Source organism: Oleisolibacter albus (assembly GCF_003336875.1).
Taxonomy (GTDB): Bacteria; Pseudomonadota; Alphaproteobacteria; order Azospirillales; family Azospirillaceae; genus Niveispirillum; species Niveispirillum album.
Genome location: NZ_QGNJ01000003.1, coordinates 296,528 through 314,767 on the forward strand (window position 1 = coordinate 296,528; position 18,240 = coordinate 314,767).

15 protein-coding genes are annotated in these 18,240 nt (G+C 68.3%); 4 read left to right on the plus strand and 11 right to left on the minus strand.

The genetic code is table 11. From position 1 onward, the window contains the following. Positions 1-68: 68 nt before the first annotated feature. From mmsB to DK368_RS06185, 3 genes are read right to left on the minus strand one after another with little or no spacing between them, the layout of a single operon-like run. Positions 69-956, minus strand: a complete 888-nt coding sequence (gene mmsB, locus DK368_RS06175) for a 3-hydroxyisobutyrate dehydrogenase (protein WP_114393041.1) — start codon at positions 954-956, stop codon at positions 69-71. A 25-nt stretch (positions 957-981) separates the two neighbouring features. After that, positions 982-2,124 (minus strand): isobutyryl-CoA dehydrogenase, encoded by a 1,143-nt coding sequence (locus DK368_RS06180; protein ID WP_114393132.1) that lies wholly within the window; start codon positions 2,122-2,124, stop codon positions 982-984. 30 nt (positions 2,125-2,154) lie between these two features. After that, the gene (locus DK368_RS06185; RefSeq protein ID WP_114393043.1) at positions 2,155-3,663 is read right to left on the minus strand and encodes an aldehyde dehydrogenase family protein; all 1,509 of its coding nucleotides are present in this window, start codon (positions 3,661-3,663) and stop codon (positions 2,155-2,157) included. A 210-nt stretch (positions 3,664-3,873) separates the two neighbouring features. Between DK368_RS06185 and DK368_RS06190 the strand changes: the two genes are divergently transcribed. Then, positions 3,874-4,770 (plus strand): LysR family transcriptional regulator, encoded by an 897-nt coding sequence (locus tag DK368_RS06190; protein ID WP_114393045.1) that lies wholly within the window; start codon positions 3,874-3,876, stop codon positions 4,768-4,770. A 13-nt stretch (positions 4,771-4,783) separates the two neighbouring features. On the opposite strand, the gene DK368_RS06195 is transcribed toward DK368_RS06190, so the two are convergent. The 6 genes from DK368_RS06195 to DK368_RS06220 all read right to left on the minus strand — a co-directional run bounded on the left by DK368_RS06195 (position 4,784) and on the right by DK368_RS06220 (position 10,199). After that, positions 4,784-5,701: a pirin family protein gene (locus DK368_RS06195; RefSeq protein WP_114393133.1), complete on the minus strand. Its 918-nt coding sequence runs from the start codon at positions 5,699-5,701 to the stop codon at positions 4,784-4,786. A gap of 131 nt (positions 5,702-5,832) precedes the next feature. Continuing rightward, the gene (locus DK368_RS06200; RefSeq protein ID WP_114393047.1) at positions 5,833-6,396 is read right to left on the minus strand and encodes a hypothetical protein; all 564 of its coding nucleotides are present in this window, start codon (positions 6,394-6,396) and stop codon (positions 5,833-5,835) included. A gap of 113 nt (positions 6,397-6,509) precedes the next feature. Next, entirely contained in the window at positions 6,510-7,646 is a 1,137-nt protein-coding gene (locus tag DK368_RS06205; protein ID WP_114393049.1) for an ABC transporter permease, read from the minus strand. Then, positions 7,643-8,605, minus strand: coding sequence for an ABC transporter ATP-binding protein (locus DK368_RS06210; RefSeq protein WP_114393051.1), 963 nt, complete (start codon positions 8,603-8,605; stop codon positions 7,643-7,645). The genes DK368_RS06205 and DK368_RS06210 overlap by 4 nt, the downstream gene beginning before the upstream one ends. Further along, on the minus strand, positions 8,602-9,567 hold the full coding sequence (locus DK368_RS06215; RefSeq protein WP_114393053.1) for an HlyD family secretion protein: 966 nt from the start codon (positions 9,565-9,567) through the stop codon (positions 8,602-8,604). Before DK368_RS06215 ends, DK368_RS06210 begins: the two co-directional genes overlap by 4 nt. Further along, complete coding sequence (locus DK368_RS06220) at positions 9,564-10,199, minus strand: TetR/AcrR family transcriptional regulator (protein ID WP_114393055.1); 636 nt, start codon at positions 10,197-10,199, stop codon at positions 9,564-9,566. Before DK368_RS06220 ends, DK368_RS06215 begins: the two co-directional genes overlap by 4 nt. A 785-nt stretch (positions 10,200-10,984) precedes the next feature. Between DK368_RS06220 and DK368_RS06225 the strand changes: the two genes are divergently transcribed. From DK368_RS06225 to DK368_RS06235, 3 genes are all read left to right on the plus strand, one after another. Beyond that, complete coding sequence (locus DK368_RS06225; protein ID WP_155524492.1) at positions 10,985-12,325, plus strand: alpha/beta fold hydrolase; 1,341 nt, start codon at positions 10,985-10,987, stop codon at positions 12,323-12,325. A gap of 8 nt (positions 12,326-12,333) precedes the next feature. Continuing rightward, a complete protein-coding gene (locus tag DK368_RS06230; RefSeq protein WP_114393059.1) occupies positions 12,334-13,104 on the plus strand; it encodes an MlaA family lipoprotein in 771 nt (256 codons plus the stop codon). Between the two features lie 242 nt (positions 13,105-13,346). Then, entirely contained in the window at positions 13,347-15,527 is a 2,181-nt protein-coding gene (locus DK368_RS06235; protein WP_114393061.1) for a methyl-accepting chemotaxis protein, read from the plus strand. A gap of 68 nt (positions 15,528-15,595) precedes the next feature. On the opposite strand, the gene DK368_RS06240 is transcribed toward DK368_RS06235, so the two are convergent. Both DK368_RS06240 and DK368_RS21965 read right to left on the minus strand, forming a co-directional pair. Next, complete coding sequence (locus DK368_RS06240; protein ID WP_114393063.1) at positions 15,596-17,005, minus strand: FAD-dependent oxidoreductase; 1,410 nt, start codon at positions 17,003-17,005, stop codon at positions 15,596-15,598. Next, positions 16,980-18,152: a polysaccharide pyruvyl transferase family protein gene (locus DK368_RS21965; RefSeq protein ID WP_162305906.1), complete on the minus strand. Its 1,173-nt coding sequence runs from the start codon at positions 18,150-18,152 to the stop codon at positions 16,980-16,982. Before DK368_RS21965 ends, DK368_RS06240 begins: the two co-directional genes overlap by 26 nt. Positions 18,153-18,240 lie beyond the last annotated feature (88 nt).

Sequence of the window (18,240 nt, forward strand, 5' to 3'; positions counted from 1 at the left end):
CCTTCACGAAAAAGGGCGGCCCCGCAGGACCGCCCGGCTTCACGGCAGCAGATGGGTGGAGGCCCGGATCAGCCCCCCGACAGCAGCTTGAATATGGCGGAGAAGTCCTTGTCGCCCTGGCCCCGTGCCGACATCAGCTGGTACAGGGCCGCGGCCTGGGCGCCCAGGGGCGTGGAGGCGCCGGCGCTGGAGGCGGCCTGCTGCGCCAGCTTCAGGTCCTTCAGCATCATGTCGGCGGTGAAGCCGGCCTGATAGTCGCGGTTGGCGGGGGAGGTGGGCACCGGCCCCGGCACCGGGCAATAGCTGGTCAGCGACCAGCACTGGCCGGAGGATTTCGCGCTGATGTCGAACAGCTTCTGCCGGTCCAGCCCCAGCCGGTCGGCCAGGGCGAAGGCCTCCGACACGGCGATCATGGAGATGCCCAGAACCATGTTGTTGCAGATCTTGGCCGCCTGACCGGTGCCGGCCCCGCCGGCATGGACGATGGTCTTGCCCATGGCCTCCAGCAGCGGGTGAGCGCGGGTAAAGGCCGCATCGCTGCCGCCGACCATGAAGGTCAGGGTCCCGGCGGTGGCGCCGCCGGTGCCGCCGGACACCGGGGCATCCAGCATGTCGAAGCCCTTGGCAGCGGCGGCGGCGTTGACGGTGCGGGCCGTGTCCACATCGATGGTGGAGCAGTCGATCAGCAGCGCCCCGGTCCTGGCCCGGGCCAGCACGCCGTCCTCGCCCAGATAGACCTGCCGCACATGCTGGCCGGCCGGCAGCATGGTGATGACCACGTCCGCATCGGCGGCCGCGTCGCCGGCCGTGGCGGCCGTGCGGCCCCCGGCCTCGGTCAGGGCCGTCAGGCTGGCCGCCGAGAGATCGAAGCCGGTCACGCCGTGCCCGGCCTTCAGCAGGTTCCTGGCCATGGGCAGGCCCATATTGCCCAGCCCGATAAAGGCGACCGTCGCCATGGTATCCTCCCGTTCTTCTTGTCTGTCAGTCGCCGGCCAGCAGGCGGCGGGCGATGATCATGCGCATGACCTGGTTGGTGCCTTCCAGGATCTGGTGGACGCGCAGATCGCGGACGAAGCGCTCCACCGGATAGTCCTTGATGTAGCCGTAGCCGCCATGCAGCTGCAGCGCCTCGTTGGCGACGCGGAAGCCGATGTCGGTGGCGAAGCGCTTGGCCATGGCGCAGTGCGCCGTGGCATCGGGGTGGCCGCGGTCCAGGGACAGGGCGGCGCGGTGGACCATCAGCCGGGCGGCATCCAACTCGGTGGCCATGTCGGCCAGCATGAATTGCAGCGCCTGGAAATCGGCCAGCGGCTTGCCGAACTGCTGGCGGGTGTTCATGTAGTCGCGCGCCTGCTCCAGACAGGCCCGCGCTCCGCCCAGGGAACAGGCGGCGATGTTGATGCGCCCGCCATCGAGCCCCTTCATGGCGAATTTGAAACCATCGCCTTCCGCCCCCAGGCGATTGCCGACGGGCACCCGGCAATCCTCAAGGATGACCGTGGCCGTGGGCTGGCTGTTCCAGCCCATCTTGCGTTCCTTCTTGCCGAAGGACAGGCCGGGCGTGCCCTTCTCCACCACGATGGCCGAGATGCCTTTCGGCCCCGGCCCGCCGGTGCGGCACATGATGAGATAGAGGTCGGTGGCACCGGCGCCGGAGATGAAGGCCTTGGTGCCGTTCAGCACGTAATGGTCGCCGTCCCGTTCGGCCCGTGTGCGCAGCGAGGCGGCATCGGAGCCGCTGCCCGGCTCGGTCAGGCAATAGCTGGCCAGTGTCTCCATGCTGAACAGCGACGACAGCCAGCGCGACCGCTGCCCGGCATCGCCGAAGCTGTCGATCATCCATGCCACCATGTTGTGGATGGAGATATAGGCGGCGGTGGAGGGGCAGGCCGCCGACAGCTCCTCGAACAGGAGGACGGCGTCCAGCCGGCCGAGGCCGGTGCCGCCGAACTCGTCGCGGCAATAGAGGCCGGCGAATCCCAGCTCGGCGGCGCGGCGCAGCGTATCCACGGGGAAGATGCCCTCCTCGTCCCACGCCGCGGCGAAGGGGGCGAGATGATCGCGGGCAAAGCCGCGGGCCAGATCCTGCACGGCCCGCTGATCGTCGTTCAGCTCGAAATCCATCATGTCCTCTTTGGTCGAATCCGGGCCGGGTCAGGCCATGTTGATCATGATGGTCTTCTTGTGCGTGAAGTGCTCCAGCATGGCTTCCAGGCTTGCCTCCTTGCCCAGGCCGGAGGTCTTGACGCCGCCATAGGAGATGTTGGGCTGCACCACCAGGTTCTGGTTGACCTGGACCAGACCGGCTTCCAGCCGCTGGGTGGCGTCCAGGGCCTTCTTCAGGTCGTTGGTCCAGATGGTGGCGGCCAGACCGTACTCTGTGTCATTGGCCTGGGTGATGGCCTCTTCGTAATCGTCGAAGACGATGACGCAGGTGACGGGGCCGAAGATCTCCTCCCGCGCCAGCCGGCTGTCATTGGTCAGGCCGGTGAAGATCACGGGCTGGACGAACAGGCCCGGGCTGAGGGCCTCCGCCGTCGGCAGGGCGGAGCAGGTGTGGGCGGTGCCGCCTTCGGCCTTGCCGGCGGCGATATAGCCCTGCACCTTTTCGAACTGCTGCGGCGAGACGATGGTGCCGATGTCGGTCTTCTCGTCCAGCGGGTCGCCCATGACCATGGCGTCCACCTTCGCCTTCAGGCGGGCCACGAAATCGTCATGGATGGAGCGGTGAACGAAGATGCGGCTGGCGGCGGTGCAGCTCTGCCCCTGGCGGGTGAAGCGCATGCCGGTGATGGCCCCGGCCACGGCCTTGTCCAGGTCGGCATCGGCCAGCACGATCATGGGCGACTTGCCGCCCAGCTCCAGCGTCACCGGGATCAGCTTCTCGGCCGCCGTCCTATAGACGATGCGGCCCGTCTCCACGCTGCCGGTGAAGGTGATCTTGCCCACCTTGGGATGGGCCACCAGGGGCGCACCGCAGTCCGGCCCGAAGCCCGAGAGCATGTTGAACAGGCCCGGCGGCAGGATCTGGTTGATGATCTGGCAGACCCGCAGCACGGCCAGCGGTGCCTCCTCCGCCGATTTGACGATCACCGCATTGCCGGCGACCAGGGCCGGGGCGATCTTCAGCGCCATCAGCAGCAGCGGCACATTCCAGGGGATGATGGCGCCGACGATGCCGATGGGCTCGCGCTGGGTGATGGTCATGACCGTGGGGGAGAAGGGCACGGTCTCCCCCTTCAGCTCCGGGGCCAGCCCGCCATAGAAGACGAAGCTGTCGGACAGAACCCCGGCCTCGACCCGGCTTTCCGTGCGCAGGGCCTTACCCGTCTCCAGCGTGATGAGGCGGGCCAGCTCCTCCACATGGGCCTGGAGCGCACGGCCGCAATCCGCCACCAGCCGGCCGCGTTCGCGCGCCGGGCGCCTGGCCCACTCCTTCTGCGCCTTGGCAGCGGCGGCCACGGCGGCTTCCACATCCGCCGCCTCGCCGAAGGCAGCCTGGCCGACCACGTCGCCCCGGGCGGGGTTGACCACGTCGAAGGTCCGGCCCGAGGCAGCGGGCACCAGGGCGCCGCCGATCAGATGCTTGCCCGACAGCGTGCGTGCCAGGGCATGGGGGTCCAGGGTCGGCGTCAATGGGGACGCGGGCGTGGCGGTGGTCATGGCGTCTCTCTCCCAGTGTCTGTGCGGGTCCGCCCACGGGAAACGCGCAGCCATGGCGGCCCGCTCCCGCGCGGCACGCCCGCGCTTGATGTCGATTATCCTGTGCAGAACTCCCTCGACGAAGGCAAGAAAATGCGAAACCGTTGTGCGGAATCGCACAACGTTCCCCATCCGGGGCCAAATAGCGCGAGGGCGGGAGGACAAAGCGGCATGGATTGGGATGATCTGCGGTTCGCGCTGGCAGTGGCGCGGGCCGGCTCGCTGACCGGTGCCGCCCAGGGGCTGGGCGTGGACCACAGCACGGTCGGCCGCCGCATCGACCGGCTGGAGCGGGCGCTGAACGCCAAGCTGTTCGACCGCATGAAGACCGGCTATGCCGCGACACCCGCCGGCGAGCGGCTGCTGCGCACGGCGGAGGCGGTGGAGGCGGCGGTGCTGGCCGGCGAGGCGGAGATCGGCGATGAGAACGCCGCCGTCAGCGGGGCCGTGCGCATCGGGGCGCCCGACGGGTTCGGCACCTATTTCCTGGCCCCCCACATTGCGGCCCTGTGCGATGCCCATCCGCGGCTGGAGGTGGAACTGGTGGCCACGGCCCGCCTGTTCAGCCTGTCCAAGCGCGAGGCCGATGTGGCCATTGCCCTGTCGCTGCCAGCCCAGGGCCGGGTGGTGGGACGCAAGCTGACGGACTACCACCTGGGCCTCTATGCCACGGCGGACTATCTGGCGCGCCACGGCCTGCCACGCGCCGCCACGGACCTGGCCCGGCACCGGCTGGTCGGCTACATCGACGAGCTGCTCTACACGCCCGAGCTGGATTATCTGCATCTGATCTGCCCGGAGGCGGCGCCGCGCTTCCGCAGTGCCAACCTCATCGCCCAGGTCCAGGCGGTGCGGGCCGGGCTGGGCATCGGCGTGCTGCCGGCCTTCATCGCCCAGACCGATCCGGCCCTGAAGCCGGTGCTGGCGGCCGAGATCAGCCTGGTCCGCACCTTCTATCTGCTGATCCATGCCGACAGCCAGCGGCTGGCGCGCATCCGGGCCACAGTCGGCTTCATCCATGATCTGGCGCAGCGGCACCGCCGCCTGTTCGACCCGCACGGGGGGTGAGGGGCGGGGCGGCTCAGGCGCCGGGCAGCGGGATGAACTCGCTCTCGCCAGGCACGGGCGGGAAGCGGCCGCTGCGCCAGTCCTCCTTGGCCTGCTCGATGCGCTCACGCGACGAGGAGACGAAATTCCACCAGATGTGCCGTGGCCCGTCCATGGTGGCGCCGCCCAGCAGCATCAGCCGGCAGGGGGTGACGGCGCGGACGGTGATGCTGTCGCCGGGACGGAAGACTAGCAGCTGCGGCGCCTCGAAACGGTCGCCGGCGATCTCCACCGTGCCGGCGGCCACGTAGAGGGCGCGGTCCTCGTAATCCGGGTCGAGGGGGACGGCGGCGCCGGGCTGCAATGACAGGTCCACATACAGCGTCTCGGTCAGGGTCTCCACCGGGGAGGTGGCGCCGAAGGCGCTGCCGGCAATGACCCGCGCCCGCAGGCCGGCATCCCCCACCAGGGGAAGTTGGTCCGCGCCCACATGCTGGAAGGAGGGGGCGATCTCCTCGCAGCTCCGCGGCAGGGCGATCCAGCTCTGGATGCCGAACATGGGCTGGGTGGTGCGCCGGGCGTCCGCCGGGCTGCGTTCGGAATGGGCGATGCCGCGCCCGGCCGTCATCAGGTTCAGGGCGCCGGGCGTGATCTCCAGGGCGTTGCCCTCGCTGTCCCGGTGCATGATCCGGCCATCGAACAGATAGGTGACGGTGGCCAGCCCGATATGGGGATGCGGGCGGACATCCATGCCCTGTCCGGCCAGGAACTGCGCCGGCCCCATCTGATCGAAGAAGATGAAGGGGCCGACCATCTGCCGCCGGATATGGGGCAGGGCGCGGCGCACCTCGAAGCCGCCGATGTCGCGGGCACGCGGCACCACCATCAGTTCGATGGCCTCACAGGACGGGACATTCCCCTGCACGGGATCGTGACCGGGTTGCCAGCTCATGGTGATGGTCCCCTTCTCCTGGCCGGCCGCCGGACCGCGGCCGTTTCCGGCGGGGAGCATAGCAGGCAATCGGGCGGCGGCCTCCCGGCTCGATGCCGGAATCCCGGATTTTCGCCGGGAAGGGATGGCTGTCAGCCGATGCCGGCCATTCGCGCCGTCGCCAAGGAGGGCGGAAGATAGTGGCTTTCCAGATCCTGTCGCGTTTCCGTGGCCTGGACCACACCACCATCGGCGGTACGCAGGAAGGTGCCGGCGGCGCTGGTGATGCAGACCCCGCCGGCGCCATCGCCCTTGACCAGGGCGAAATCGCCGAAGGCCAGGGCGCCATCGGCCCGGCAGGTCACCAGCTCCCCGACCACAGTGAACTGGTCGCGGATGGCCTGTTGGGCGTTGAGGATGGTGGCCCGGGCGGCATGCAGCAGGTCGAGCTGGATCTTGACCACGGTTTCCGCGGCGTCGGCGCCGAGATGGGTCAGACGGTCGGGCGACAGGTTTGAGCGGGCATGGTTGGCCTGGGCGATGGCCTGTCCCAGCCAGAGAATAAGCCGTTCCCCGGCCTTCGCCCAAGAGGAGGGCATCGCCTCGGCCACCCGGTCATCGACCGGGGCATCGTCTGCCGTGAACCGGTCCGGCCCGAAAATGCCGGGATAGGCCGTGTCGTGCAGGTTCAAGCTCTGGTCAGTCCAGGCATCCATGACGGGTTCTCCCTACCTCTGCAGGCGTCATGGTGCCTTGTCCCGGTTTTCACAGGATTAAAGAAACAGACTGGATTTCCACGCAAATCCGCTCAAGGTCCGCGTCAAGACCGCTAATCCAGGGTCTGGCGGTAGCGCCGGATGGCCAGAGCCGAAACAGCCAGAAGGAACAGAAGCAGGGGCCACAACTCCGGCCAGATCTCCGGCAGCCCGTTTCCCTTCAGCATGACGCCGCGGACGATGCGCAGGAAATGTGTCAGCGGCAGCACCTCGCCGATGGCCTGGGCCCAGTCGGGCATGCCGCGGAAGGGGAACATGAAGCCCGACATCAGGATGGATGGCAGGAAGAAGAAGAAGCTCATCTGCATGGCCTGGAGCTGGTTGCGCGCCAGCGTCGAGAACAGGAAGCCCATGGTCAGGTTGGCGCTGATGAACACCACCATGCCCAGGGCCAGCACGGCGGGATTGCCCACCATCGGCACACCGAACAGCAGCCGCGCCGCCGCGGCGATGACCATGACCTGCGCGGCCCCGACCAGGATGAAGGGGGCGAGCTTGCCCAGCATGACCTCCAGCGGCCGCACCGGCATGGCCAGCAGGTTCTCCATGGTGCCGCGCTCCCGTTCCCGCGTCACCGCCAGCGCCGTCATGATGATCATGGTCATGGTCAGGATGGTGCCGACCAGGCCGGGCACGATGTTGTACTGGGTCAGTCCCTCCGGGTTGTAGCGGCGGTGGATGCGCACCTCCACCGGCCCGGAAACCGGCGCCAGGGCCGTCAATGGCCCGTCCAGCAGCGGTGTCAGGGCACTGTCGACGATGCGTTGCAGGGCACCGACGGCATTGCCGGTGGCGGCCGGGTCTGTGGCATCGGCGATGACCAGCAGGGCGGGGTGGTCTCCGCGCAGGAGGTCGCGGCCGAAACCGGCCGGGATCTCCACCGCGAACTGCACGCGGCCGCGGGCGACCAGATCCTCCACCTCCGTCACGGTGGCGGCCGTGCGGGTCAGGCGGAAATAGTCGCTGGTCTGCAGGCCGGCGATGATGGCCCGGCTGAACGGACTGTTGTCCTGGGCCAGCACCGCTGTCGGCAGGTGCTTGGGATCGGAGTTGATGGCATAGCCGAACAGCAGCAGCTGCAGCACCGGAATGCCGACCATCATGGCGAAGGTCAGCCGGTCCCGCTTCATCTGGATGAATTCCTTGATGATCATGGCCAGCAGGCGGGACAGGGAGAAGCGGCGGCTCATGGCCCGGACCTCCGCGCCGCAGTCGGCGCCGCCGCGAAATTGTCGCGGGCACCGCCCATGAGATGGATGAAGGCGTCCTCCAGCGTCGGCAGGCCCCGGCTCCAGCGCAGGTCGGGCATCTGCTGGAAGGCGGCGACGGCCGCGTCCAGCCGGGCGCCGTCGCCGCCACTGACATGCAGGGTGGCTCCGAAGGGCGCCACCATCTCCACCCCCGGCCGCCCGCTCAGATCGCGGGCCAGGGCCGCGATCTGGCGGTCCGGGCCGCTGACATGCCAGGTGGCAAGGCCGGAGCCCTGAACCACCTGTTCCACCGTGCCGGTGGCCAGCAGCCGGCCATAGGCCAGATAGGCGATGCGGTGGCAGCGCTCCGCCTCGTCCATGTAATGGGTGCTGACCAGGACGGTCATGCCGTCGGCGGCCAGCGCGTGGATCTCGTCCCAGAACTCCCGTCGGGCCTTGGGATCGACGCCGGCGGTGGGCTCATCCAGCAGCAGCAGGTCGGGCTCGTGCAGGATGCAGGCGGCCAGGGCCAGCCGCTGTTTCCAGCCCCCAGACAATGTCCCGGCCAGCTGGTCCCGCCGGTCGGCCAGTCCCAGCCGGTCCAGCGCCGCCGCCACCCGGATGCGCCGGTCGGGCAGAGCGTAGAGCCGGGCCACGAAGTCCAGATTCTCGCGGATGGTCAGGTCTTCGTACAGGCTGAACTTCTGGGTCATGTAGCCGACCCGCTGCTTGATGGCCCAGCTCTGGCGGCGGATGTCGTAGCCGAGACAGGTGCCCTGTCCGCCGTCGGGGACCAACAGGCCGCAGAGCAGGCGGATGGTCGTGGTCTTGCCGCTGCCATTGGGGCCGAGGAAGCCGTGGATCTGGCCGCGTTCCACCTCCAGATCGACGCTGTCGACCACGGCACGGCCGCCAAAGCGCTTGGTCAGGCCGCGCACAGCGATGACCGGGTCCGTCATGGCTGCACCGTCAGTGTCAGGGGCTGGCCCGGCAGCAGTCCGGCTCCCCCTTCCGCCGGCGCCGACCCTTCCAGGCGGGCTTCGGCCCGGAACACCAGCTTGGCCCGGGTTTCCCCGCTGAAGATCACCGGCGGGGTATATTCCGCCTCGGTCGCCAGCCGGCTGACGCGGGCCGTGAGGCCGGCGGCGCAGCCGTCGCACTGCACCGTCAGCTGGTCTCCGGGTTTGACGCTGGCGCGCTGCGGTTCCGGGATGAAGAACACGGCCTTGATGCCCCCGGCGGGCAGCAGACTGACGACGGTGCCGTTGGCCGGCACCCATTCGCCGGGATCGCGCACCAGATCATCCACCAGCGCGTCGGCCGGGCTGACCACGCGGCGCTGGGACAATTGCCACTCCGCCCGCGCCACAGCGGCGCGGGCCGCCTCCACCGTCGCCTCGGCGGCGGCGATACGGTCGCTGCGGGCGGGCAGGCGGGCAGTGGCGAGGTCGGCTTCCTGTCGGGCCACGGTGGCGGCGGCGCTGGCGGCCGTGGCCTCCGCCTGGTCCAGCCGGGCCTGGGCTGCCACATTGGTGGCGGCCAGTTTGCGCTGGCGGTCGAGGTCGAGGCGGGCCAGGCGCAGGGTGGCCCGCGCTTCCTCCACCTGGGCGGCGCGGGAGGCCAACTCCTCCGGCCGGCTGCCCAGCCGCAGGTCGGCCAGTTGGCTTTCGGCCTCGGCCAGTTGCGCCCGGGTCTGGGCCAGGGCGGCGATCTGGTCCGTATCCTCCAGGGTGAAGAGCAGGGTGCCGGCGCTGACGCGCTCCCCCTCCCGCACGGGCCGGTCGGCCAGCCACCCGGCCTCCGGAGCCGCGATGTGCAGATAGTCCCCCTCCAGATAGCCCTGGAAATGGCCGGGCGGCTCGTCCCCGCCGCAGGCGGACAGGAGCAGCAGGGGAAGCAACGTGATAGGGAGCCGGGTCATGGCGAGCCTCCAGGCGCACGGATCGAGGCGAGGAACAGGGAGAGATGCTGGGACAGGATCTGGTCGGGGGGGATCGGCTGTTCCTCCACCGGGGCGAAGGTGGTCTGCCAGATGGCCACCAGCATCAGGGGAGCCATGAACAGTCGTGCCGTAATGGCCGGGTCCAGGGGCCGGAACTCCCCGGCCTCAACTCCCTGACGCAGAATGCCGCCGACCAGGGCCAGACCGCGCCCTACAACCTCCCGCCGGTAGAAGCGGGCCATGTCCGGGAAATTGCCGGCTTCCGCCATCACCAGCTTGGGGATGGCGACGAGGCGCGGCTCGGCGATGGTGTTGCCGAGAACGCTGGCGAACAGGCGCAGCCGGTCGGTCGCGCTCCCGGGAAAGGCCGCCAGGGCGGTTTCGATCTGGGCGATGCGGGGCACCAGGCTGTTCTGCACCAGCGCTTCGAAGATGGCCTGCTTGGAGGGGTAGTAGAGATAGACCGTCCCCTTTGACACGCCGGCACGGGCAGCGATGTCCTCCATCCGCGTCGCGGCGAAGCCGGTGACGGCAAAGCAGTCGAGCGCGGCGGCAAGGACCTCCGCGGGGCGGGCTTCCTTGCGGCGGCTGCGGGTGGGCCGTGGGTCCATGGTTCCCTCATAACTGACTGGTCAGTCATTAAATGCCGATATCGATCCGCTGTCAAGGCGTGGGCGGCTTGGTGGGACGGGAGCAAACCCGGAAGGGGCAGGGTCCCCACCGGCCGGCGGCGCTGTTGTCGGCGGGGCCGTCCGGCCCGCACCATCACCCAGCCGCCACCCAGCCGCCACCCAGCCGCCAGCACAGGGGACCGCCATGCCCCGGCGCCCGTCGACAGCCCAGCGGGATACCATCCAACGGGTCACGCACGCCTTCACGGAGGGTGCGCTGGAAACGCGGGGCGGCCGCAAGGTCCGCAATCCCAGGCAGGCCATCGCCCTGCATGAGGCCGGTGCTTCCATCCCTTCTCCCCGGCGGTGGACGGCATGCCGCCAACCATCGCTGGCCCGGCGAATGGCCCCCCCTGGCCCTGCTGGAGCGGATGGTCCGGCTGCTGACCACGCCCATACGGATCAGCGTGCCGCCGCAAGATCTGCGTGTCAGCCTGTCCCGCCTTCCGACGTCCCCCGTCCAGCGGTCTGATCCTGCGCGATATCCCTGTTGCCGGGCGGACCGGCGGGGCAGGGTTGACGGATGGGGCCATCCACGGAAAAGTGGCGGTGCGTGCAACCCCCATCCTCTTTTGCGCGTTCATGGATGCGGACATGGGACGGCATCCGGGCGATCGCGCCGGTCAGGGATGTTGCACGACACGACGTCCGAAGGAGTGATCCATGCGGCAAGTCCTGTGCTGGCGGTCCGCCGCGCCCCCGTCCGCTGCGTCGGCGGCGCGGGCATGAGGGCGTGGCCCGCCACCCGGCCATGGCCGGTGCTGGGGCTGATCCTGCTGATGCTGCTGGCAGGGTGCGCCCAGGGGCCGGACCCGGCGGGTCCGCTGCCGCAGACCCCGCCCCCGTATGACTATGCCATCGATAATGGCTGGGCGGCGACGGTGCTGGGGACGCCGCATGCGCAGCAACTGCCGGACAATCCCGCCTTGCAGCCGCGGCGGCGCGATCTCCTGGTCTTCCCGGATCGTCAGATCCCCGAGGGGTTCTGGTACCAGGACCGGCTCCACTATTCCGAACTGATGCAGCCCGGTCCCGCCGCCCTGGCCTTCGTCATCGCCGGGACCGGGGCCGACGACCAGTCCCGCCACATGCTGATGCTGGCCCAGGCCCTGTACCGGGCCGGGCTGCATGTGGTGCTGTTGCCATCGCCCACCCATCCCAATTTCATCATCACCGCCAGCGAAACCCGCCTGCCCGGACGGGCGGACGCCGATGCGGCCGATCTGTACCGGGTCATGGACCGGATCGAACAGCGGCTGCGCAAGCGGCACCGGATCACCGGCCATATGCTGACCGGCTACAGCCTGGGCGCCTGGCATGCCGCCTTCGTGGCCCGGCTGGATGAGCGGGAGAAGCGGTTCGGGTTCGAGTGGGTGCTGCTGATCAACCCGCCGCTCAGCCTCTATCATTCGATCCAGCAGATCGATGCCATGCTTCTGCGCGGCTTGCCGGGTGGCATCGACGGGCTGAACCGCTTCCTCGATCAGGCTGTGGCGCGGCTGACCAGCACGGCCGGCACCGATGCGCTGGATTTTAACGACCCCGATGTGACCTTCGAGGCGTTCAACCGCTTGCAGCCCAGCGATGACCGGCTGGCGACCATCATCGGTCTGTCTTTCCGCCTCTCCGCGGCCAATCTGATCTTCTCCGCCGATGTGATGCGCCGGGCCGGCTACATCTTTCCCAAGGACCAGACCTTCACCTCGGAAACCCGGCTGTCGGATGTCTTCTCGGTCGCCATCCGTACCAGTCTGCTGGACTATTTCCAGGACATCTATGCCGGCCACTACCTGCAACAGTATCCCGGTCTGTCGCAGGCCGACCTGCTGGCCCAGACCAGCCTCACCAGCATCGGCCCCTGGCTGGCGCAGAACCGGCGTGTCTGGCTGATGACCAATGCCGACGACGTGATCCTGGCCCCGGGCGACCTGGATGGGCTGCGCCGCATCTTCGCCGGCCGCGCCCATATCTTTCCCAACGGGGGCCATATGGGCAATCTGGCGCACCGGGCCGTGATGGACACCATCACCCGCTTCTTCGCCGCTCCCACCCCGTCGCTTCCCTGAGGCCGACCATGCCGCAGCGCACCCGCCTCATCCCGTTGCTGTGCGTCCTGGCTCTGGGCGGACCGACCCTGGGCGGCTGTGCGTCCGGCCCGGAAGCCGCTTCGCCGGTCCAGGCGCCGGAGCGCCAACTGCCCGCACTGTACCAGCGCCCGCCGGAGGTGCGGGACCCGCTCTATGTCGCCGATCCGCTGGAGAGCACCAACCGCCAGCTCTACAAGTTCAATGCCAAGCTGGACGATTATGTGCTGATCCCCGTGGTCGATGCCTATGAGGCGGTGACGCCCGGCTTCGTGCGAACCCGGGTCTCGAATTTCTTCCTCAATCTGGGGGAGGTGAACACCTTCCTCAATTCGGTGCTGCAACTCCGCGTCACCAAGGCCGCCCCCACTCTGGCGCGCTTCGTCATCAACTCCACCGTCGGCGTCTTCGGCCTGTTCGATGTGGCAACCGATCTGGAGATCAAGCGGGAAAACGAGGATTTCGGTCAGACGCTGGGCTACTGGGGTGTTGCGCCCGGCCCCTATCTGGTGCTGCCGGCTCTCGGCCCGTCAAACCTGCGCGACGGGGTCGGGCGGGTGGCGGATTGGGTCGCCTTTGATTTTGTGCTGCCCGACGGCATCCAGCACAATGATGCCTATGCCATCTCCAGCTACACGCTGCAACCGATCGACGCACGTGCCCGCGTGCCCTTCCGCTATCATGAAACCGGCTCACCCTTCGAATACGAACTGGTTCGTTACGGAATTACTAAGGCGCGAGAAGTGCAAATCAAAGAATAACGAGAAATTCCTTAGCCGCCAACGTCGCGCAATCTATCCCTAAGAACTTTTGAATTGCGGCTCTTCTCCCGACCATAATTGAAAAGCGGATATTTTCACCCTCGCATTGATTTGCCGAGTGAAGCATTTCTCGATGCGACCCGCTCTGAGTTGTGGTTGATTTTGGCCGTCCTATACCATAGGTGGCGGCCCCTGCGCGGGTGCCGAACGGTCGGCGGCGGCAGATGTTCAGGAGGGGCGTTATGCAATTGAAATCGATTCAGGCCAAGATTGGCCTGCTGGCCGGCTTGTGCCTGGTCGGCACGGTCGTCATTCTGGTGATGTTCGCGGTGCTGAGCAGCCGCTCCAACAACCAGTTCGTCGAGAACGCCGTCAGTGGCATCGTCGAGCGCTCGGCCACCCAGTCCTTGCAGAATTTGGCCGATGCGCAGGCCGGCGACATCCAGTCGGAGTTCGAGAAGGCACTGGATGCGGCCCGGGCCATGGCCGACGGTTTCGCTGCCTTGGCCGATCCGAAGAACCCGGGCAATTTGCCGGTGGACCGGCGCCGCGATGGTTTAAACGCCGTTCTGCTGAAGGTGCTGGAGCACAATCCGCGTTTCAACGGCACCTACAGCGCCTGGGAGCCTGACGCGCTGGACGCTGCCGACGCTCAGTTCCGCGGCCGCCGGGAGACGGGGACGGATGGCACCGGCCGCTTCCTGCCCTATTGGAATCGCGACCAGAATGGCCGGATCGCCATGCAGACGCTGGTCGAGTATGACAGCCGCGAACGCCATCCCAACGGGGTGATGAAGGGTGGCTGGTACATCGGCCCGCAGGAAAACGGCAAGGAGAGCGTGCTCGATCCGTTGCCCTACATCGTTCAGGGCAAGTCGGTGTTCCTGGCGACCCTGTCCGTGCCCGTCGTGATCGACGGCAAGTTCCGCGGCGTCGCCGGCGCCGATTTCAATCTGGATTTCGTGCAGAAGCTGGCCGAGGACGTCAGCAAGGCCGTCTATGGCGGTCAGAATCAGGTGGTCATCATCAGCAACATGGGGCTGGTGGTGGCCCACAGCACCAAGCCGGATCTGATCGGTCAGCCCCTGTCGAAACTGGCTGGCAGCTGGCAGCAGGATCTGGGCGTGGTCCAGAGCGGCAAGGCCAGCATCGACACCCAGACCACTCCCGGCCAGATCCGCGTCTTTTCTCCCATCCCGCTGGGCAACACCGGCAAGCCCTGGGCCGTGATGATCCAGGTGGCGCAGGATGTGGTATTGGCCGACAGCTTCAAACTGAGCGCCGCGCTGGAGGACCGTGCCGGCACCAGTCTGCTGTGGCAGATCGTCGTCGGCATCGCGGTGACAGCCGCCGCCGTGGGGCTGATGTGGCTGGTGGCCGGGGGTATCGCCCGTCCGATCCGGGCCAGCGTGCGCTTCGCCGAAGGCATCGCCACGGGCCGTTTCGACCAGACGCTGGATGTGCAGCAATCCGACGAGATTGGCACCCTGGCCGATGCGCTGCGCAAGATGATGAACGACCTGAAGCAGATGATCGATCAGCGGGCCAAGGATCAGGCCCGTGCGGAGGCCGAGCGGCGGGCCGGTATGCTGCAACTGGCCGATCAACTGGAACAGCAGGTCATGACCGTGGTCGAGCGCGTGGACGGGGTTGCCCGCACCATGAACGGGACGGCCCAGTCCATGACCGCCACCGCTACCCAGACCAGCCAGCAGGCCGACGTGGTGGCCACCTCGTCCCTCAATGCCAACCAGAATGTGCAGACGGTGGCCGTGGCCACGGAGGAACTGTCCAGCTCCATCCGCGAGATCGGGCAGCAGGTGACGCGCTCGGCCACCATCGCCCGCGATGCTGTCGGTGCGGCGGAGCAGGCCAACAGTCAGGTGATGAGCCTGACCGAGACCGCCAACCGCATCGGGGCCGTGGTCCAGCTGATCTCCGACATTGCCGGTCAGACCAATCTGCTGGCGCTGAACGCCACCATCGAGGCGGCGCGGGCTGGTGAGGCGGGCAAGGGCTTCGCCGTCGTTGCCAGCGAGGTCAAGGCCCTGGCCAATCAGACGGCCAAGGCCACGGAGGACATCTCGGCCCAGGTCAGCGACATGCAGCGGGTGGCCGGAGATACGGCCCATGTCATCAAGAGCGTGGGCAGCATCATCGCCCAGATCGATGACATTTCCTCCAACATCGCCGCCGCGGTGGAGGAACAGAGCGCCGCCACCACGGAAATTGCCCGCAACGTCCAGGAAGCCGCCAGCGGCACCCAGGAGGTGAGCAGCAACATCGCCGGTGTCCGCGATGCCGCCGCCGAATCCGGCAAATCCGCCGAGGAGGTGCTGTCGGTTTCGGTGCAGCTGGCCGAGGAGTCCGGTCGTCTGCGCCAGGCGGTGGATGCGTCCCTGGCCAAGATCCGGGCCAGCTGACGCGGGTCCGCTGACACCGGTCTGTGACCAGACCCCGCCCGGACCGGATGTCCGGGCGGGGTTTCCTTTTACAGGATCGCACCCTGGCGCCGCAGTTCGGTGCGGATCGCCTCTGACGCCACCTCCCGCGTGCGCAGGCCCTGCCGGGCGGCCAGCGCGGCGCAGACCCCGGCGGCCTGCCCCGTGGCCATGGCCGTGGGCGTGACGCGGTAGGAGGAGTGGGCCTCATGCGTGCCGCTGATGCAGCGGCCGCCCACCAGCAGATTCTCGACGCCCCTGGGCAGCAGGCAGCGCAGCGGCACATCGTACCAGGCGCCGGGCGGCAGTCGCTTCAACACCGTGCCCTTGCCGGTGGGATTGTGGATGTCCACGGGGTAGCTGGCGCGCGCGATGCCGTCGTCGAACTTGGCGGCCCCCAGCACATCTTCGGCCGTCAGCGTGTAGTCGCCGACGATGCGGCGGGTTTCGCGCACGCCGATATGGGTGCCGGCCTGGATGACATAGGCATGGGCGAAGCCCGGCACCCGCCGGCGCAGAAACCCCATGATCTGGCCCATCTGCCGCCGCGCCTCGATCTCGGCGCGGGAAACGTCGAAGATGCTGGTGCCCAGCATGCCGGTGACGCGGGTGGAATTCACCGACAGCTCGTGCGGGTGGGGGGTGGCGAAGAACAGAATATCCTCCCGCGGAAGGTCCAGCTCGCCGCTTTCGGTGGCCTGCCGGATCAGGTCCCACAGGCCGTGCACGCCGCGCCACTGGTCCGGATTCTGGCGGACATAGGCGGCGAAGGCATCGGGGTCGAAATCGCCGATGCGGAACATCAGCGTCATCGGCTGCACCCGCCCATCCTCGCTGCGACCGATGGCGAAATCGGCCCCGGCCTTCACGGCGATGTCGCCATCGCCGCTGCCGTCGACGATGCAGCCGGCCTGGATGACGAAGGGGCCGGACTTGCTTTCATAGATGACGCCGCGGGGCCGGCCGTCACGGCGGCAGACATCGGTGGCGAAGGCGTGCAGCAATATCCGCACACCGGCCTCGTCCAGAACCTCCAGCGCGACAGATTTATAGGTTTCGGGGTCGAAGGGGACGGTGTAGCCCGTCTCCACTGTCGGTGGCAGGGCCCCACCGGCCGCCAGCAACCGGTCGAGGACATGTTGAAGCGCCCCGGCGACGATGGGGTCGCCCTCGCCATGATCCTGGGGCAGCAGACGGGTCATGTCCGCCGCCGCCGGCGGCTTGCGCTGGGTGTGCCAGGACATCAGCGGATTGACCAGGGCGACGGTCGGGTTGCCACCGAGGAAGGCCTGGCGTTCGGTCAGGATGACATCGGCCCCGGCCCAGGCGGCACCCAGGGCGGCACCCATGCCCGCCGGGCCGCCGCCGATGACCAACACGTCGCACCGGGCCGCCACCGGGGCCGCGCGGGGCGGCAGGGCCAGGGTTTCAGTCTCAGAAAGCAATCGGAGGATTGGCAAGGTCTTCTCCCGTGCGTGGCGGTGGGGCCGCATCGCCCCCCGGCCCCTGGCCGATGCAGGCCAGGGCCAGCGGTACGGTGCGGCGGGCCAGCGCCTGCAGGTCCGGCAGCCGCCCGGCGAGATGCCGGCGCTGGATGTCCTGCTGGTCCCAGAGCCGGTCGAGTGCGGCCAGGAAGGCGCCGGTGCGGGCGTCGCCGGCTGCCATATGTTCGGCGATGCCCAGGCTGTCGACGAGGTCCTGGACCTTGGCGGCATAGGGCAGGGCCATGAAGGGCACGCCCATGACCGCGGCGAAGATCAGGACGTGCAGCCGCATGCCGGCCACGGCCTGGAAGCGGCCCACCAGCCCCATGATCTGGCGTGGATCATAGGCTCTCCGCAGCACATGGGCCCGCTCCGGCCGACGCATGCGGGCAATGACCTGATGGCTTTCGTTGCGGTCCACCCGTTCCATGGGCACGAACACCACATCGGCGTCGAAGCGGTCGGCCATGAAGTCGGCGGCATCGGCTACCAGCGCGTGATAGGCCCCCGGTGCCAGACCGGGCGCGGCGGCACCGGGTTCCCGCACGGAAAGCCCGACCAGACGGCGGTCGCTGGGGATGGCTTCGGCCTGGAGCATGGCGTCGGTGAAGGCCAGCGGTTCCAGCAGCAAGGCCGGATCGGCCGTCACTTCCACCGGCACACGGACCCCGATCTCCTCGCACAGGCGCTTGGCCGTGACCTCGCGCACGGTGATGCCGGCCATGCGGTTCAGTCCGTCGCGCACGGCACGCCGCTCATCCCGTTCCTTCAATGGGCCGATGCCCACGGCGAAGGCGAAGGTGGGAATGCCCAGCTCATGGGCCAGACGCACTTCGCGCAGATAGGCCTGAGCTTCGCTGTCATACAGGATACCGCCGCCGCCCAGCAGCAGCAGGTCCAGACGCCCGACCTCGGGCAGGATCTGGTCGCGCAGAGCCGTGCGGGCGTTCAACGCCCGGTCCACGTCCTGGTGGCGCCGCGTATGCTCGGCATCGCGGGAAAAGGCCACGATCTCCACGCTGGGGCAGGCCGTGCGCAGCTGCCGGATGGCCGAGCTGAGGATGGCCTCGTCCCCGACATTGAGGCCGCCATAGGAGCCGGAAATTCCGACGACAGGGGGCATGGGCACTCCGGAGGTGGCGACCGGCCGGCCATCGGCCGGTCCATGCGCGGGAAACAGCGCTCCATCCGGTGTGTTGCGGCGTGCCGGG

Excerpts from the sequence above, each read along its gene's own strand:
- mmsB (WP_114393041.1), bottom strand. The coding sequence starts at position 956 with ATGGCGACGGTCGCCTTTATCGGGCTGGGCAATATGGGCCTGCCCATG.
- DK368_RS06180 (WP_114393132.1), bottom strand. The coding sequence starts at position 2,124 with ATGGATTTCGAGCTGAACGACGATCAGCGGGCCGTGCAGGATCTGGCC.
- DK368_RS06185 (WP_114393043.1), bottom strand. The coding sequence starts at position 3,663 with ATGACCACCGCCACGCCCGCGTCCCCATTGACGCCGACCCTGGACCCC.
- DK368_RS06190 (WP_114393045.1), top strand. The coding sequence starts at position 3,874 with ATGGATTGGGATGATCTGCGGTTCGCGCTGGCAGTGGCGCGGGCCGGC.
- DK368_RS06195 (WP_114393133.1), bottom strand. The coding sequence starts at position 5,701 with ATGAGCTGGCAACCCGGTCACGATCCCGTGCAGGGGAATGTCCCGTCC.
- DK368_RS06200 (WP_114393047.1), bottom strand. The coding sequence starts at position 6,396 with ATGGATGCCTGGACTGACCAGAGCTTGAACCTGCACGACACGGCCTAT.
- DK368_RS06205 (WP_114393049.1), bottom strand. The coding sequence starts at position 7,646 with ATGAGCCGCCGCTTCTCCCTGTCCCGCCTGCTGGCCATGATCATCAAG.
- DK368_RS06210 (WP_114393051.1), bottom strand. The coding sequence starts at position 8,605 with ATGACGGACCCGGTCATCGCTGTGCGCGGCCTGACCAAGCGCTTTGGC.
- DK368_RS06215 (WP_114393053.1), bottom strand. The coding sequence starts at position 9,567 with ATGACCCGGCTCCCTATCACGTTGCTTCCCCTGCTGCTCCTGTCCGCC.
- DK368_RS06220 (WP_114393055.1), bottom strand. The coding sequence starts at position 10,199 with ATGGACCCACGGCCCACCCGCAGCCGCCGCAAGGAAGCCCGCCCCGCG.
- DK368_RS06225 (WP_155524492.1), top strand. The coding sequence starts at position 10,985 with ATGAGGGCGTGGCCCGCCACCCGGCCATGGCCGGTGCTGGGGCTGATC.
- DK368_RS06230 (WP_114393059.1), top strand. The coding sequence starts at position 12,334 with ATGCCGCAGCGCACCCGCCTCATCCCGTTGCTGTGCGTCCTGGCTCTG.
- DK368_RS06235 (WP_114393061.1), top strand. The coding sequence starts at position 13,347 with ATGCAATTGAAATCGATTCAGGCCAAGATTGGCCTGCTGGCCGGCTTG.
- DK368_RS21965 (WP_162305906.1), bottom strand. The coding sequence starts at position 18,152 with ATGCCCCCTGTCGTCGGAATTTCCGGCTCCTATGGCGGCCTCAATGTC.